The organism is Arenibacter arenosicollis (assembly GCF_014397245.1).
GTDB lineage: Bacteria > Bacteroidota > Bacteroidia > Flavobacteriales > Flavobacteriaceae > Arenibacter > Arenibacter arenosicollis.
The window spans coordinates 334803-350984 of record NZ_JACLHY010000001.1; the positions used below are offsets into that span (position 1 = coordinate 334803).

Genomic DNA, 16182 nt, shown 5'->3' on the forward strand with positions numbered 1-16182 from the left:
GAACTGAACACTAATCCAATACAAAAACATAATGGGTAAAATTGAAAGCAGTTGTATTATAGATGATGATCCAATAGCCATTTACGGGATTAAAAAATCGATGAAAGAAATCGACTTTTGTAATAAAATAGTTATTTACAACAATGGACAGGATGCCATAGACGGATTAAATTCTATGGTTGAAGATGGCATGGAGCTACCTTCAATTATTTTATTAGACCTTAATATGCCCATAATGGATGGATGGGAATTCTTGGACGATTTTATAAAAATTCCCAATTGCAATACTGAAAAGGTCACCATTTATATTATAAGTTCCTCTATAGACCCACGGGATATCATTAAAGCCAAAAATTATAGCTTAGTAAGCAACTACATCCTAAAACCTATCAAGTCAAACGATTTGCTTAAATTATTATCGGATATTGGAACGCAATAAGATCAGCGGATTCCCGGATTAAAATCTTCCGGAGCATTTTGTGGCCGATTAATGGTCCCGGCCTCACCGGAATCATTAAATATTGTCCATTCAATAAATGAAAATACCGGGTTGGCTTCTGTGACATTTTCATTCCTGAAGGCCCTGCCATCCTCAAACTCATGGTTGGTACCTGAGCCATCCTCACCCACCACACCAAAACTGTCTATTACATTCCCAAAAGGGTCTACCAATTGCAAATTATCATCTCCATTGGAATCGGCCGGACTATTTGTGGAAACACCATGATCGGGCGGGAAGCCATAAATCAACTCAAATTCCAAAGCATTGGGCGAAACAACAAAGGTACTATTCCCCTCGACCACAAATCCAGACAAATCGATGGACGAACTTACCTCTGTATTGGCGTTAGTGTATCTCCTAATAGTCCAGCCCTTTAAATCCAGCAATTCAGAATCTGAGTTATAAAGTTCCACGAACCGCGCTCCAGCGTTGTTATCAGGATCGGCCAATTCGGAAATAAAAATTTTTGTTGAAGTAAATTCATCAACCAAATCTTCGCAACGCATGGCGGTAAAGTCCATATCCGAGGAATCCCTAATTACCAATTGATAATCCTTATTATCCTTTATTAGTACCCCAGTTATGGTTCCATTACCTTCAGGCAAGATATTGGCCTGAAAATCTGAATACCCGCTATTGAGTAGTTCAAGTTCCAAATCTTCACAATTGGTTAATGTTCGTATGGTTTCTTCCTCTTTTAAAGCAAAGGTTTGCCCTACTTCTTCCAATATAATCTCAATATTGTTCAGCTGAACCAAAGTGCTGATCATTGAATCGTCCAGCTCATTTATAGATGTCCTGGTTGGTTCCAGCGGTAGCAGTGGATCGCATGAATTAAGTATATGCTGCCCTACAATTGCAGCTGGCAAACGCCCTACCGAAGGGTTTCCAAAAGCGCTAAATACACCTCCCAATTTAATTGCCCCCTTACTCATACCCAAATAAAGTCCCTTAGTTTTTAAAAGGATTTTTGACCCAACTTCATAAAATAAGTGCGAATCCCTCAGGTCAACTTCCAATTGCAAGCCTTGAGTGGGGTTCGTTGGACTGTCCTGTATGTGAAGGGTCCCAAAAAAATTCCCAGCTAGATCGGATGATACCACATAACCCTCTATAACCAAATCTTCTTGGATTTGTATCAACTCGTCAACGTAAAGCGATTTTAGCTCAGATATAGTAATATTGGCCGAAAAATCCGATGGGCAATTAGCTTTGGGGGGCTCGAAGTCTTTATCCTTAACACAGGCCATTACAAGAAATAAAGCCAACAGAGCCACAATGCATATGATATTGTTGATCCTAAAGTTCATTGTTGTATTATTTATCCTTTTCCGTGTGCGGGGAACAAATTATATAACCTTACCATCTAACCAATTTGGTGCTATTCAACCATTTTTATTTAAATGGTAAAAATCAAAAACTAATTGCAAAATTTATAAAATAGGTACGTCCATAGCCGTACCAATATTTGGGTGCAAATGATGGGCTACCACTTAAATTATCCTGTTGTAACTGTCCAAAATTGCCATTCCTGCTTTGTTCATAGCCTCCAGTTCTAAAAACAGCATCAAAAACATTATTAACGCTGGCAAAAACACTGATATACTTGCCAGCTTTTAACCAAGATTTGCCCCCTACCAAATTCAATATATAAAAATCATCCAATTTATTCTGGGACAATAGCTTCTTTACATTTTCATCGGTGGCATTGGGAAAGGGAACGCCGGTTTCTGGATTTAGATAAAAACTTTGTGTCCTCGTAATAGTAGAAATACCCGCATAATTGTTCCCCAGAAAATTGGCAGTGGTGCCAACCCACCAATATTTGGGATCTCTGTATTCCACGCCAAATGCCAATGCCTTTTGCGGACCCTGTGCCAATTTGTAGTCCTTAATTTTGGCTATGCCCAAATCTATACTGCCTATAGGGTTAAGTATATCCTCTTCCGCTCCTGCGGTATCAAAATTTATGGATACCAAAGGATCGCTCGCATAAAGAAACTTCCCTACCGCTGCCACCAGGGACAGTTTTACGGCAGACGAAAGTTGATACTCCAAACCCAATTCGGTACCTAGATGGAGTTTGTCCAAATCTGTAAGAACCTCTTGGACAAATTCGCTGCCTACCCCTGCATCCACAAAGAAAAAATTAATATCGGTGGTATTCTGAATTCGCGTATAATAGCCGGTTACCCGTCCCGTTAAATTGGGCAGTCTTATAAAATAGCTAAGATCTGTGGTCGTAATTTTTTCACTTTGAATATTATTTACAAGCTGGTTATTTTCTCTTGGGTTAATAAAAACATTCTGATAAACTGGCGGTTTCGTTAAATATGCCCCATTTAGAACCACCCAATGCCGTCCGTTAAATTTATAGGTAATCCCTCCTTTGGTGCCAAAATTTGAGAAAGCCACTTTTTCACCCTTTCCAAAAGAGGAGTTCAAATAACGTTCGTTCTTAAATTTACCATCCCTTTGGTAATCGGTGGAGGTATAATTTACGCCCAAGAATGCGCCCCATCTGGGATAGGTTACGCTCCACTGGGAAAAAACATCAAATACCCTGACCTTAATATTATATAAATAGTTGAACAGGTTACCGTTTGTTTTATTTAGGTTTCCATCCAAATCGTTTTTTGTATTGGAGAAGGGGTCAATATCTACATGGTAATCCGAGCCCAACAGATCGTTTATTTCCGCATAATTATCCGAGTCCAAAGTGGTATAATTTCCGCCAAAATCGAATTTTATGTGATTATTTATGGTGTAATTACCAATGGTGGCAATATTAAACTGTTGGTCCTCTGCTGTATCTTCATAGGCAATATAGACCGCTTTTCCTTGGGTAGATAAACTGGTGTTTGCCTTATAAAGGTTGTTCCAGTTCAACTGCGGATTTTCCAAAAAACCGTCCTTGGCCATATTGGCGCCTATAAAATTGGCACCAATGGGACTATTTATATAAAAACTTGGTAAATATCTGTAGTAGGTTGGGTCTGGGTTGGGAGCATTGAAATATCCTAATCTGCTTTTGGAGTTAGATCCAAACTGATAAGAAATTCCAGTATTTAGAATAAAACTTTTAGAGTTGTAATAATGATTCAACATGACTATAGGCTCTACAATTTTTCTTTCCCTAGAGTTCCTAATTTTACCATTTTGATTTCCCCAATAGGGATTATATCGTTTTCCGGCCAATTGAAAAACTTCCCCCGTAACGGCAGAAGACCTTCCCCGGCGGTTGGAAGCCAAAATGCTTGTTAAGCCAATACTGTGTTTAACGTTTAATTGATATTCCAAAGCACCAAAAAAGGAATACGCATCGTATATAGTACCATCAATATAACCTTCCTTTGCCCATCTTCTGGAGGCCGAAACACTGTAATGAATTCCATTTTGTGGGACAACAGAAGTATATGTAGCCATAAGTCGCCCAGCATACGTTCTGTTGGAAGCCGAAGCAGATAACCGCATACCCTTCCTAAAAGTGGAAGGCCTGGTACTAATGTTGGTTGTCCCCAAAATACCTCCAAAGGAAAAGTCCGATGCCTGTAATCCATGGGTAAATACCTGATTACGCGTTACATCATTAAGACCACCCCAGTTGTTCCATTGTGGTCGTCCGTCCACCAATTTGTTCATTGGTATACCGTTTAGAAGGATTCTGCCATTTTCCGATCCATAACCACGAACACGAAAAAATGCCTGACCAAAATCGAAGGCTGCCCTATTAAGGAAAATATCCTTAGTGGCCTGTAACATTCCCGATGTCATTGAAATACTTTCATCCTCCAACAAATCGGAATCCGTCAATGTTATCAAATTATCGGTTTTCTCTTGGGCGATATCCCGTTCCAAATAAATAATTCCCAAATCCAAATCTTGACTCCCTATGGAAATGGGCATTCTTTTACTTAGATAATCTTGTGCATTGATAGTTATTATATAATCGCCAGATCGTATTGGTGAAAGGTTAAATATACCATCGATGGGGCTTGGTCTTGCAGGCGTAAATCCGGAAATTTCGATTTCAGAAAACACAATATTTTCCTGGGTTACCATATCTTTTACAATGCCCATAACACGGTAGTGTTCCTGTGCATACCCCCAGATGCCATTCAGTATAAAAAAGGATATTGCTAAACCACTTTTCATTGATAAAGATGAAATATTTTAACAAAATGGTTATTAAGATATTAATAATTGACAGTTTATTCTTAATTTATTCCAAGAAAATAAATATTTATTCTTTTCATACTCAATCAATTATGTGGTCTAAGGGCATTTTCTTCACATTTTTTGTGTCCCTATTTATAATAAGCAGCTCCATAGCACAGGAAAGTAAGACCTATAAAATAAGGACTGTGGCTTTTTACAATTTGGAGAACTTATTTGATACGGTCAACGACTCCCTGACTTTTGATGACGACCGCACCCCCACAGGAAAGGACAATTGGACCATTGAACGTTATAATCAAAAAATAGACAATATGTCCAAGGTGCTATCAGAAATAGGTAGTCCCGATACCCAGACCTCCCCAGATATTATTGGCCTTTGCGAACTTGAAAACATGCAAGTAATCTTGGACCTCATCAATCATTCCAATTTACGGGAGAAAAACTACGGAATAATACATTTTGAGTCCCCTGATGAACGAGGAATTGATGTTGCCCTTTTATATAAAAAGTCAGTCTTTATTCCCTCGTCATTTAGAAGTCTGCGATTAATGCTCACCAAGGAGGAAGATTTCCGTGATTACACTAGGGATCAATTGGTCGTTGGTGGACTGATGGATGGGGAGGAAATACACTTAATTGTTAACCATTGGCCTTCCAGAAGTGGAGGTGAAGCCCGGAGTAAACCCAATAGAATTGCAGCAGCCAGATTAAACAGGAAGATAATAGATTCCATTTCCAACTTGAATCCAGAAGCCAAAATCATCAGTATGGGCGATTTTAACGATGACCCAATAAACGATAGTTTTAAGAATATATTAAAAACCAAAGGAAAAATAGCCGAGCTGGAACCTAAGGACCTTTTCAACCCTATGGAAATGCTCTATAAAAAAGGTGTGGGATCATTGGCCTATAGGGACCGATGGAATCTATTTGATCAAATCTATTTCACAGCCAATATAGTTGATAAAGCCCCCGAACAGTACTACTTCTGGAAGGCCGGAGTGTATAAACCGGCCTACCTAATTGATAACAAAGGCCAATACAAAGGCTATCCCTTGCGAACGTACGCCGGAGGGAACTATATTGGTGGTTATAGCGACCATTTTCCGGTTTATATCCACCTAATTAAAGAAATTGACCAGTAATTTATTGCGGTAAGGCAATTTTGATATTTCTCCATTTCACCTTTATACCTCCACCATCATGGATTTGAAGTGCAATTGACCCTTTACCTTCCCCAATTTTATCATCGGTAATACTCACCATTTCCGTACCATTGAGCCATGAAGTTAATTTACTTCCAGAAAGCTTTATTTTCATGGTATTCCATTCACCTTCCTTGAGTACCTTATCTTTTTCAGAGTCTGGTTTTATTAGCCAACCCCGGCCATAAGACTCGTAAACCCCTCCCGTATCGTGTCCTGGCGGTGCAACTTCTACCTGCCAACCACTAACCTTGGTGCCATCGATGGTTGATCGGATAAATACCCCACTGTTACCATTGGCTTCCTGTTTGAATTCCAAGGTAAGTTCAAAATCATCATAATACTTATCCGTGGCCAAATATCCGTATTGTTTGTCCGGGCCACTTTCAGATATCAGTAGTCCGTCTTCCACATACCATTTTTCGGTTCCGTAGACCGTCCATCCCGTAAGATCCTTTCCATTAAATAAGGATAATTCCTGAGACACTACGGGTAAGGCCATAAAAGCCAAAATAACAACTAATAGATTTTTCATTTTTAAAGTTGATAAGATTTATACTGGAATAATGTTTTTTACTTGTCAATTCTGGCATCACTTACTACAGTTCAGAATGCTGCAAAGAGTGCTTGTAATAAATTTAATTGAGCCATTGACCCCAAGGAATTCTACTTAGGATAAGTATTAAACCCAAACCATAAAAAATGGTAATGGTCTTAAACTTTCTCTTACCTTCCATTACTTTTTTATGCTTGGACCAACCTACGGTAATAAATACAACTGCAATGATATTAATAAAAGGATGCTCTACGGCCAATAATCGGGATGCAGAGTTTAATCCCCCCATACCCAATGTTTTAATGGCATTTAACCCATTGGAAGACACAAAGTATAGTACTAGTCCCACCAAGAGTTGTAAATGTGATAAAATGAGCGCAAACAGGCTAATTCTAAAATCCTTCTTCAAGGTGAAATCCTTTTTTCCCGTCCACCCCAAAATACCATTGGCCACCGCTAAAAATAATACAGCCAATACCACATAGGCAAATAAAGAGTGTAAGGAGAGTATCCATTGATGTGCTAATCCGTAATCTTCCATAGTTTATATTTTAATTTATAAATGTAAGGAATTTTGGGAATAAAAAAACCCCGCTGTTGAGCGGGGTCCTTAATTTTTGAATGTTACTTTTATTAGAAGTTATAGCGCATGCTAACGTTCCATGTTCTTCCATAACCAAACCTAACACGGTTGTCGGTATTTACTCCGTTCCAAACGTCATCTCCAGCTTCAACATGTCTGTTATCCTGAGAACTCTCCAAATACTCTTCGTCAAGAAGGTTATTTATATTTAAACGGAACTGTATGGATCTATTCTCCTCTTTTCCTACCAATAATCTATAGGATAGTCCAGTATCAATTGTGTTGTACGATGGTAATTTAATAGCACCCCTATTATCCTGGTTTCTAAATTCCGAGTCGCCAAAATTAGTTGTCCCATAAAGATTATCGTATAAATTCCAGTTGGCGTCTACTTTGAATCTTGGGAAAATTTCATAATTGCCACTGATTCCAGCAGTAAATTGTGCTGCCTGACCAATCTTTACTCCATCAATATAACTTGCATCACCTGTGGATAATATATTTCCATTTTCATCCGAAGTGGTTGTTGTAACGTCTCCGTCGTACTTCCAATCACCCACGGACACAAAGCCTTGAAAATTCAATCCGTCTGCAGGACGAGCGAATACTTCCAATTCCACCCCTGAGTGAACCTGCTTTAAAGGGCTGGATTGTGTAAATTCATCCACAATATTATCATCATCCGTATCATTTGAGCTGTACACTATTCTATTGTCCCAAATGGTGTAGTAAACATTTAAATTGGCAGAAATAACATCACCCAAAAATTTATATCCTCCCTCTAGACCTGTAATTTTCTGATTTTCCTTGCTCAAAGGATTTAGTTGGTTGGAATTTCTGTCATCAACATATAAATCGCTGTGATAAGGCTGACGTGAGTAATAACCAGCATTGACAAATAAAACATTTTGATCGGAAAGACTATATGCCGTACCTGCCTTAACGTTAAAACCTGGATTGTTGACTTTTTCAGATTCGTCCGCCTGTCCTTCGTTGGCTGCATTTAAAAATTCCGTCCTCACATGGCTTTGGGTAGAAGCCGAACCTTGAAAGAAAGCTGAAAAAGCATCTTTGGAATATTCCAGCTGACCAAATACGCCTGCATAATTAATTACTTCCTCATAGTCATAACCAAATCTTTGTGAATGATCATCATTTGGATTAAAAGTAATATTCCAAGGATTGATGCCTCCATAGGCATTGGTGAGTTCATAGGCACCTCCGTTATAATTACTGGAAGCAGATACGGAATTTACCCCGATAAACTCCCTTACATCCCTAAAGTGTATTCCTTTATATAGACGTACATCTGCACCAAAGTTAAAATCCAGATTTTCGTTAATTTTCTTGTTGAAGTTGGAAACTAGACCTGACCAGTTATGATTGTTATTTGAACCTCTTGCGTAAAGGGCCTCTCCAGTATTTCTATCCGTAATTAATTGTGCAAAACTACCCCTACCGATAGACCCGTACAAAACGGTAGATAAAGAGGACGTTTCATTAAAAGTTAAATCCCAACTTAAATTGGCCACTGGCTTGTGGTAGATATTTCTACCCCCAGGGTAAGCTCCGCCATTCAAAGTGTTAGGGCTATTTACATTGTCAGTATTCCAGGAATTATATTTTCTCCCATTATCCAAGAAGGTCCTTAGGTCATCGGAACCGGCAGCAGCATGCCATTGTGGAGCTCCCGTTAAAATAAAGTTGAAAACATTATTCTCGTTGGGTACATATCCAAAGGACAGGAAATAGGTTTGTCCCTGACCTCCCGTATTATCTACATATCCATCACCTTGCCAGTGTCCCAACATTGCAGCTACAGACAAGCCATTTTCCATTAAACCGGTTGAATAATATCCAGTGGTCTTGATATAATTATCATTCCCGATCATAGTTTGGAAAAAACCACCTTCACGCTTATCCAATGTTTTTGTAACTATATTCACCGTACCTCCAACAGAAGAAATGGCCAATTTGGAAGACCCCAATCCTCTTTGTACCTGAATTGTATTGGCAATATCCAAAACACCGGACCAGTTGGACCAGTACATTTTACCATCTTCCATTCCATTAATAGGCTGCCCGTTTAACAAGAATGCCGTATTGGTCTGATCAAATCCTCTTAAGAACATTTGGCCATCTCCAAATCCACCACCTTTTACATTTTGCACTGAGGGGGTCGACTTTAAAACCTCTGGAAGGTCCCAATTTCCTGTTTTTTCCCTTATTTCGTTAGCCTTGATGGTAGATACAGCAATTGGTGTTTGTCTATCGTCAGCCAAATCTATAATACCCGAACCAACTATTACCACTCCTTCCAATTCCTGAGCATCAGGTTTTAGGGATATGGTCCCAATATTGCCAACTGAGGTGAAATTTACTTTTTTACTAATAAATCCAAGATAAGAGATTACCAAAGTTCCCGAACCTTGTGATACATCTATCGTAAAGTTACCATCAAAGTCTGCGGCAACCCCATTTGTGGTCCCTTGAACCAAAATATTAGCTCCCGGTAGGGGATCTCCAAAATCACCATCCACTACAGAACCGGTAATAGTTCCTTGGGCAAACCCAACTGCCGTTAATAAAAATACGGCAATAACAAAGTACATTTTTTTCATTTTTCTAAGAGTTAATTAGTTTTAAATAATCGCTGCAAAAGTGTATTAATTTTTACAACAATATATTACCATAATGTTAAATTAGTCGGTGCAAATTTAACATTAAAAACATAAAAAAACTCTGAAAAACAGGACGTTATTGCCATTTGTTGGGTATTGGCAAAATTGTCTTTTATTTCTTAAATAAATCTAAAAGATTTAACGTAGAAGCATCATGATTCGCAATTTTCGGTCCCTCAATGTCGTTTAAAATGGCAGTAGCCAATTGCTTTCCCAATTCCACACCCCATTGATCATAACTATAAATATTCCATACAATCCCTTGTACGTATATTTTATGTTCATACAGAGCTATAAGCGACCCCAGGCTCTTAGGTGTCAGTTTATCAATAAAAAGGGTATTGGTAGGTTTGTTCCCCTCAAAGACCTTGAAAGGCAAAATTTCGGCAATTTCTTTTTCCGCTACCTTTTTATCCTCCAACTCTTTCCTAACCTCTTCAGAAGTCTTGCCATTCATAAGGGCCTCCGTTTGAGCAAAGAAGTTGGCCATTAATTTATTATGGTGGTCTTTATCTCCGTGCAAGGATTCCTTAAAACCAATAAAATCGGTAGGGATCAATTTGGTACCTTGATGTATCAATTGAAAAAAGGCATGCTGTGAATTTGTTCCTGGCTCACCCCAGATTATGGTACCTGTTTCATAGGTAACCTTATTTCCGTTCCTATCCACGCTCTTTCCATTGCTCTCCATGATACCCTGTTGTAAATAGGCGGAAAACCTACTTAAATACTGGGTATAAGGAATAATAGCCTCGGTCTCTGCACCGTAAAAGTTATTGTACCAAACACTAATAAGTGCTAAAATTACTGGAATATTCTCCGAAAATTTGGCGGTCTTAAAATGGTCATCCATCTCATTGGCTCCGACCAACATATTATCAAAATTCTTGTAGCCTACTGCCAATGCAATAGCAAGTCCAACAGCGCTCCACAATGAAAACCTACCGCCTACCCAGTCCCACATGGGGAATACATTCTCCGGCGCGATTCCAAATTCGGATATTTTCTCTGTATTGGTAGATACCGCAGCAAAATGCTTGGCCACATCCTTTTGGGTAGCGTGCTTTAAAAACCACTTTTTTATGGTAGTAGCATTGCTCAAAGTCTCCTGGGTAGTAAAGGTCTTGGATACTACTACGAACAACGTTGTTTCGGGATCCAACCCTTTAAGGGTTTCGTAAACATGATCCCCATCCACATTGCTGACAAAATGCATTTTTAAATGGTTACCATAAAATTTTAAGGCTTCCACTACCATTGCAGGTCCAAGATCTGACCCCCCAATACCAATATTCACCACATCGGTAAAGGTCTTCCCCGTATAACCCTTTTTGGATCCAGAAATAACTGAATCCGTGAATGACTTTATTTTTTGTTTAACCTCATAGATCTCCGGGACTATATTAACCCCGTCAACTTTGATTACATCTGATTTATTTGCTCTTAGGGCCGTGTGAAGAACTTCCCTACCCTCTGTATTATTTATTATTTCTCCTTCAAATTGTTTTTGAATTGCGTCTTTTAATCCAACTTCATTGGCCAACTGCAAAAGAAGATCTAAAGTTTCCTGGGTAATCCTATTCTTAGAAAAGTCGACTAAAAAGTCGTTCCAACGAATACTGTGTTTTTTTGCCCGATCGGAATCTTGGGCAAATAAGTCCTTTAAGGTTTTATTGTTATTCTTTATAAAGTGTTCTGCAAGTTTTTTCCAGGCTTCTGTTTTGGTCGGGTCGGTGTTCTGTAATGCCATTTTATTAATTGAGTGTTAGCAAATCTTCTTCAGGTAATTCTATATATTCAATACAATCCAATTGACTTTTCTTAGGCCCTACAAATTCCAAGTAATCTGTTTTTAAGCTATCCGCTATAGGCTCTGCGGCAGGTAATTTTTCCCTTAAAGGATCTACTTGTTGCCCGTTTTTCCAAAATCTATAACAAACATGCGGACCACCCGTATTGCCCGTCATTCCTATCCAACCTATAACATCGCCCTGTTTCACAAAATCACCTTTCTTTACCTTCTGGTTCTTCATATGAAGATATTGTGTACTATAGGTTCCATTGTGTTGAATCTTGACATATTTACCGTTGCCACCTCTTCTAGTAGATTCTGTTACCGTGCCGTTGGCGGTAGCTAAGATAGGTGTCCCAATTGGAGCTGCATAATCTGTTCCCTTATGTGGCCTCACCTTATAACCATAATACGCAATTCTTCTATTTAAATTGTACCTAGAGGATATTCTACTAAACTGCACGGGGGATTGTAAAAACGTACGTCTTAGATTTTTGGCTTGATCGTCATAATAATCATTGATGTTTTTGGTAGAATCCGACACAAAGTTAAAGGCGTAAAAAGGTTCTCCATTGTGTTCAAAATAAGCAGCTTCAATTCCGCTGGCACCAGCATAAATGGTATCGTTGATATACTTTTCCTTGTAGATTACCTTGAACCTATCTCCCTTCTGAAGCCTGAAGAAATCTATGGTCCATGCATAAATTTCAGATAAATTATTGGTAACGTTATAATCTATGCCCTGTTGCAAGATCGCTTCGGACAAGGACGATTCTATAATTCCGGACGCTTCACGCTCCACATATTTAACCTTTTGCTTTTTCTTATAGGCTAAAACACTGTCTCTAAAATCTACTACTGTATAGTTAATGGGATCGTTCTGATAAATAAAAACCTGTGCATTATTGATCGTATCCTTCGATTTTAAAATTAGATAAGGTTTTCCTACAACTATTTTTCGCACATCGAAAGTGTCTCTGAAGTGTTCTGAAACTCTAGCAATTTTAGGATAATCCACCCTGTTCTTTAGCATTAACTCCCCAAAGCTATCCCCGTTTTTTACGGTATCGCGCAGAACCTCAAAATCATCCAAATTAAACCCGAACTCCTTAACTACGACAGGTTTTTCTATAGTTACCACCTCCGCTATTTCGTCAGTTACAGGTTTATCTTCCTTACAGGAAATTACAAAAGCTAAACTTAAAACTAGGCCCCAATATTTTCGCATTGTTATTCTATACTTTTTCTGGGTTAAAGATATGGTCTACCCACTGTTTTCCCCAATTATTTAACTCTTGTTTTGTATACAGTTCCGGAAAGAATACAACTTTCTGGAAATTTGGAGGCAAATATTCCTTCCAATTTGTCCCCCCCGTTGCATCGATCTGTGCATTGTCCTTGGTCAGGTAACGATATGCCGACCCCATGTGCATCAATGGCCAATTTACGTTGGCATTGATATCCAAAGCTTTTAACGCTTCAATCAAGGTTTTATTATCCTTGCTGTTCTGTGGCAATTGTTGGTATTTGTGATATATAGTGCTGTTCTTCACCTGGTTGGCAATTCGTATCAATCTAGGCGTATAACGGTATTCGAATTGCTTTAGGGTAAGGGTTTTCTCACCGGTGACAACATCGGTAGCTCCTTTTTTCCAATATATGTGCTCATATAAATCCTCAATACTATTTGCCGAGGAAAAATTATGCCTTTCGGAGAAGTGCACCAAGTTCTCCAATGGTGTGGCATATAGCTCTATCATCCTATATTGGGCAGATTGAAATCCACTTGCCGGGAGCAATGCCATTCTGTACTGCATAAACTGCTCGCGCTGCATCCCCTTGATCATTACACTGAACGAAGAGATCAAAACTTGGTAGTAACTGTTGATGCGATTGGCTTTTTCTATAAAAAAATCCACATCCTGTGTTTTATCATCCACAATTTGCTTTTGTTCGTGGAGGATAAGTTTAAAATACAATTCTGTAATCTGGTGGTACATTATAAATATCTCCTCGTCCGGGAAATGTGTCCTGGGCACTTGGATACTTAGTAAGGTATCCAAATGAATGTAATCCCAATAGGTAAGATAGCGCTGATAAAGAAGACCATCCAAATAAGAGCTTAGGTCTTGCCCAGAATCCTTGTATTTTTCTTCTAGTTTGGAAATCTGGGAATCAATATGCTCTTTATTCATTTTAATCCATTATTATTTTAAATTGATGCTTGAGTCCGTTGTAGCCATCCAAATCGGCCTTTATAGACCCAACACTCAAATCGGCCTGTATTCTAATGGGTATTCTATTATTGTCATTGGATACCCAAAGTGACAAACTTTCCTGCTCCTTAAATACTCTACCAGATTGTACATAAGGCCTAAACCTTAAACATTCAACCTTACCATATTTTGTCCTTAAAACCTCCGTTCCCAAATATTTAAGTTTAAACTTAAATACTCCGTCATCATCATAAAGCAGGTTTAATTCAATGGACTCCCCTTCTACCAATTCTTCAACTTTGTAGTTGTTACGGAGAAAATAAAAAGCCGAAACTAAATCCTGAATACCCTCTTGAATGGTAAAATTAAACTTTTTATCCTTTTTTTTATCGTTTAGTACCGCAATATCCTTGTTGTGATCAAAATTCACTTCAATATCCTTGGTATATCCTCCTTCATCAATTTTTCTAATAAATTTATAAGGCCGGCCATCTTTTTTGTCAAAATAACTTTCATAGGTGTCGTCTACCTTAAAAAATATACTGGCGAAACCAGTTGTTTTACCGTTTCCTACCACATGATAGACCGGAACTCCATCCAAATTATGGGATTTTACCTGAAGTGTAGCGTAACTGGCATTCAGGAATCCATAATGTATCCTGAATTTTAACCATTCCCCTATTTGAAAAGCTGATGTATTTTCCGAATCTTCAGGCATATGAATTCCACCATCATTCTCCAAATGCTTAACTTGGGAATTGATACTAAATCCAAAAATTAAAACCAGTATTATGCAAATCTTCTTCATCTGTTTAAATTGATCTATTGTTTAAGGTCCAGAAATACTTTCCGTCCGTCAACATAAGAGGTTCTATTAAACGCAATTGGCAAGGTTAATAATCTGCAAAAGTCTAAATAACACCTCTTTAGTGTTGTAAAATTAATAAAAACGATTTTACTATTCTTTTATTTGATATTACTTAAACAAAATTTGTTCCAAAAAAAAGCCCACAAAAAAAGCCCAGTCGTAAAACTGGGCTTTTCCTAAATAACCAACCAAACTTTAAATTATGAAAAACCAATACTTAAAGTTGTAAGGGAACCACCCCTTACGAGTACAAATTTAATACAAGATTCGCTTTAAAAATAAGATTTAACTTACTTTAACGATTCTATTAACACTATTTAATAATTAGCTGCTCAAAATTAGCAAAAAGTTAAGAAAAAGCCCCTTTTATAACGTTCCTCGCGACTCTTGTTCCCGCTCTATTGCTTCAAACAATGCCTTAAAATTTCCCTTACCAAAAGATTTTGCACCCTTCCTCTGAATTATTTCGATAAACATGGTAGGTCTATCCAAAATAGGCTTGGTAAAGATCTGCAGTAAATACCCTTCATCATCCCTATCTATAAGTATCCCAAGCTCACTCAAGGGCGCCAAATCCTCATCTATAGTACCCACCCTATCCAGCACATCTTCATAATAACTGGAAGGTACGGTAAGGAACTCGACCCCTCTATTCTTCAGCGAGGTAACCGTTTCAATAATATTGTCGGTGGCCAATGCCATATGCTGTACCCCTGCACCATTATAAAATTCTATATACTCTTCTATTTGTGATTTTTTTCTTCCATCTGCGGGTTCATTTATTGGAAATTTAATTCTGCCGTTCCCATTGCTCATTACCTTGCTCATTAAAGCTGTATATTCTGTTGATATATCCTTATCATCAAAAGAGACAAGCTGGGCAAATCCCATGACCTTTGCGTAGAACTGGCACCATTTGTTCATTTCGTTCCAACCCACATTGCCAACCATATGGTCTATATACTTAAGTCCCACATCCGTAGGTTTATAAAAGGGCTTCCAAGGCCGATATCCGGGCATGAAAGCCCCTTTATAGTTCTTGCGTTCCACAAAGACATGCACCGTTTCTCCATAAGTATGGATACCGGAGAGGACCACCTCGCCATCGGCATCTCTTTTGGCCCTAGGCTCAAAATAACTTTCCGCCCCACGTTTCATTGTTTCAACATAACTCTCCCTAGCATCGTCTACCCATAATGCGATCACCTTTACCCCATCGCCATGCGCGTCTATATGTCTATTGATATCCCCTCCAGATTTTAAGGGAGAAGTTAATACCAATCTAATTTTATCCTGTTGTAATACATAGGAAACCCTATCTTTAAGCCCTGTTTCCAAACCGGCATAAGCCAAGGGTTGAAAACCCCATGCCGCCATATAATAATAAGCGGCCTGCTTAGCATTTCCCACATACAGTTCCACAAAATCGGTACCCAGAAGCGGAAGAAAATCCTCGGCTTCCAAGTTTTCCTTTGTTAATTTTAAAGATGATTTATCCGTTGTTGCCATAGTAAAAGACTTTTGAATTGAATTGTAACATAAATAGCCAAATCCTTAGCTAAAAAAAAATGAAAGTTCCGTTATCTTATAAGCCAGAGCT

The 16182-nt window shown here is 38.5% G+C and carries 12 protein-coding genes; 2 read left to right on the forward strand and 10 right to left on the reverse strand.

The window, feature by feature from the left end:
* The first annotated feature begins 31 nt into the window (after positions 1-31).
* Positions 32-439 (forward strand): response regulator, encoded by a 408-nt coding sequence (locus tag H4O18_RS01385; RefSeq protein WP_187581309.1) that lies wholly within the window; start codon positions 32-34, stop codon positions 437-439.
* A 2-nt stretch (positions 440-441) separates the two neighbouring features.
* On the opposite strand, the gene H4O18_RS01390 is transcribed toward H4O18_RS01385, so the two are convergent.
* Together H4O18_RS01390 and H4O18_RS01395 are read right to left on the reverse strand one after the other, a co-directional pair.
* Positions 442-1812, reverse strand: coding sequence for a DUF5689 domain-containing protein (locus H4O18_RS01390; RefSeq protein ID WP_187581310.1), 1371 nt, complete (start codon positions 1810-1812; stop codon positions 442-444).
* Positions 1813-1915: 103 nt separating this feature from the next.
* Entirely contained in the window at positions 1916-4657 is a 2742-nt protein-coding gene (locus H4O18_RS01395) for a TonB-dependent receptor (protein ID WP_187581311.1), read from the reverse strand.
* A gap of 113 nt (positions 4658-4770) precedes the next feature.
* Between H4O18_RS01395 and H4O18_RS01400 the strand changes: the two genes are divergently transcribed.
* Positions 4771-5826, forward strand: coding sequence for an endonuclease/exonuclease/phosphatase family protein (locus H4O18_RS01400; protein WP_187581312.1), 1056 nt, complete (start codon positions 4771-4773; stop codon positions 5824-5826).
* 1 nt (position 5827) lies between these two features.
* On the opposite strand, the gene H4O18_RS01405 is transcribed toward H4O18_RS01400, so the two are convergent.
* The 8 genes from H4O18_RS01405 to hppD all read right to left on the reverse strand — a co-directional run bounded on the left by H4O18_RS01405 (position 5828) and on the right by hppD (position 16091).
* Positions 5828-6421 carry a 3-keto-disaccharide hydrolase gene (locus H4O18_RS01405; protein ID WP_187581313.1) on the reverse strand — a complete coding sequence of 198 codons (594 nt, stop codon included), beginning with the start codon at positions 6419-6421 and terminating at the stop codon, positions 5828-5830.
* A gap of 103 nt (positions 6422-6524) precedes the next feature.
* Positions 6525-6983: a hypothetical protein gene (locus tag H4O18_RS01410; RefSeq protein ID WP_187581314.1), complete on the reverse strand. Its 459-nt coding sequence runs from the start codon at positions 6981-6983 to the stop codon at positions 6525-6527.
* Positions 6984-7075: 92 nt separating this feature from the next.
* Positions 7076-9646 (reverse strand): TonB-dependent receptor, encoded by a 2571-nt coding sequence (locus H4O18_RS01415; protein WP_187581315.1) that lies wholly within the window; start codon positions 9644-9646, stop codon positions 7076-7078.
* A gap of 172 nt (positions 9647-9818) precedes the next feature.
* Positions 9819-11456 carry a glucose-6-phosphate isomerase gene (gene pgi / locus H4O18_RS01420; protein ID WP_187581316.1) on the reverse strand — a complete coding sequence of 546 codons (1638 nt, stop codon included), beginning with the start codon at positions 11454-11456 and terminating at the stop codon, positions 9819-9821.
* A 4-nt stretch (positions 11457-11460) separates the two neighbouring features.
* Positions 11461-12726, reverse strand: coding sequence for a peptidoglycan DD-metalloendopeptidase family protein (locus H4O18_RS01425; RefSeq protein ID WP_187581317.1), 1266 nt, complete (start codon positions 12724-12726; stop codon positions 11461-11463).
* Between the two features lie 7 nt (positions 12727-12733).
* Positions 12734-13693, reverse strand: coding sequence for a tryptophan 2,3-dioxygenase family protein (locus tag H4O18_RS01430; RefSeq protein WP_187581318.1), 960 nt, complete (start codon positions 13691-13693; stop codon positions 12734-12736).
* Position 13694: 1 nt separating this feature from the next.
* A complete protein-coding gene (locus tag H4O18_RS01435; RefSeq protein WP_187581319.1) occupies positions 13695-14522 on the reverse strand; it encodes a DUF3108 domain-containing protein in 828 nt (275 codons plus the stop codon).
* A gap of 426 nt (positions 14523-14948) precedes the next feature.
* Positions 14949-16091, reverse strand: coding sequence for a 4-hydroxyphenylpyruvate dioxygenase (hppD, locus tag H4O18_RS01440; RefSeq protein ID WP_187581320.1), 1143 nt, complete (start codon positions 16089-16091; stop codon positions 14949-14951).
* Positions 16092-16182: the final 91 nt, after the last annotated feature.

What these genes read in the sequence shown, in the direction of transcription:
- H4O18_RS01385 (WP_187581309.1), top strand. Translation starts at nt 32, where the DNA reads ATGGGTAAAATTGAAAGCAGTTGTATTATAGATGATGATCCAATAGCC.
- H4O18_RS01390 (WP_187581310.1), bottom strand. Translation starts at nt 1,812, where the DNA reads ATGAACTTTAGGATCAACAATATCATATGCATTGTGGCTCTGTTGGCT.
- H4O18_RS01395 (WP_187581311.1), bottom strand. Translation starts at nt 4,657, where the DNA reads ATGAAAAGTGGTTTAGCAATATCCTTTTTTATACTGAATGGCATCTGG.
- H4O18_RS01400 (WP_187581312.1), top strand. Translation starts at nt 4,771, where the DNA reads ATGTGGTCTAAGGGCATTTTCTTCACATTTTTTGTGTCCCTATTTATA.
- H4O18_RS01405 (WP_187581313.1), bottom strand. Translation starts at nt 6,421, where the DNA reads ATGAAAAATCTATTAGTTGTTATTTTGGCTTTTATGGCCTTACCCGTA.
- H4O18_RS01410 (WP_187581314.1), bottom strand. Translation starts at nt 6,983, where the DNA reads ATGGAAGATTACGGATTAGCACATCAATGGATACTCTCCTTACACTCT.
- H4O18_RS01415 (WP_187581315.1), bottom strand. Translation starts at nt 9,646, where the DNA reads ATGAAAAAAATGTACTTTGTTATTGCCGTATTTTTATTAACGGCAGTT.
- pgi (WP_187581316.1), bottom strand. Translation starts at nt 11,456, where the DNA reads ATGGCATTACAGAACACCGACCCGACCAAAACAGAAGCCTGGAAAAAA.
- H4O18_RS01425 (WP_187581317.1), bottom strand. Translation starts at nt 12,726, where the DNA reads ATGCGAAAATATTGGGGCCTAGTTTTAAGTTTAGCTTTTGTAATTTCC.
- H4O18_RS01430 (WP_187581318.1), bottom strand. Translation starts at nt 13,693, where the DNA reads ATGAATAAAGAGCATATTGATTCCCAGATTTCCAAACTAGAAGAAAAA.
- H4O18_RS01435 (WP_187581319.1), bottom strand. Translation starts at nt 14,522, where the DNA reads ATGAAGAAGATTTGCATAATACTGGTTTTAATTTTTGGATTTAGTATC.
- hppD (WP_187581320.1), bottom strand. Translation starts at nt 16,091, where the DNA reads ATGGCAACAACGGATAAATCATCTTTAAAATTAACAAAGGAAAACTTG.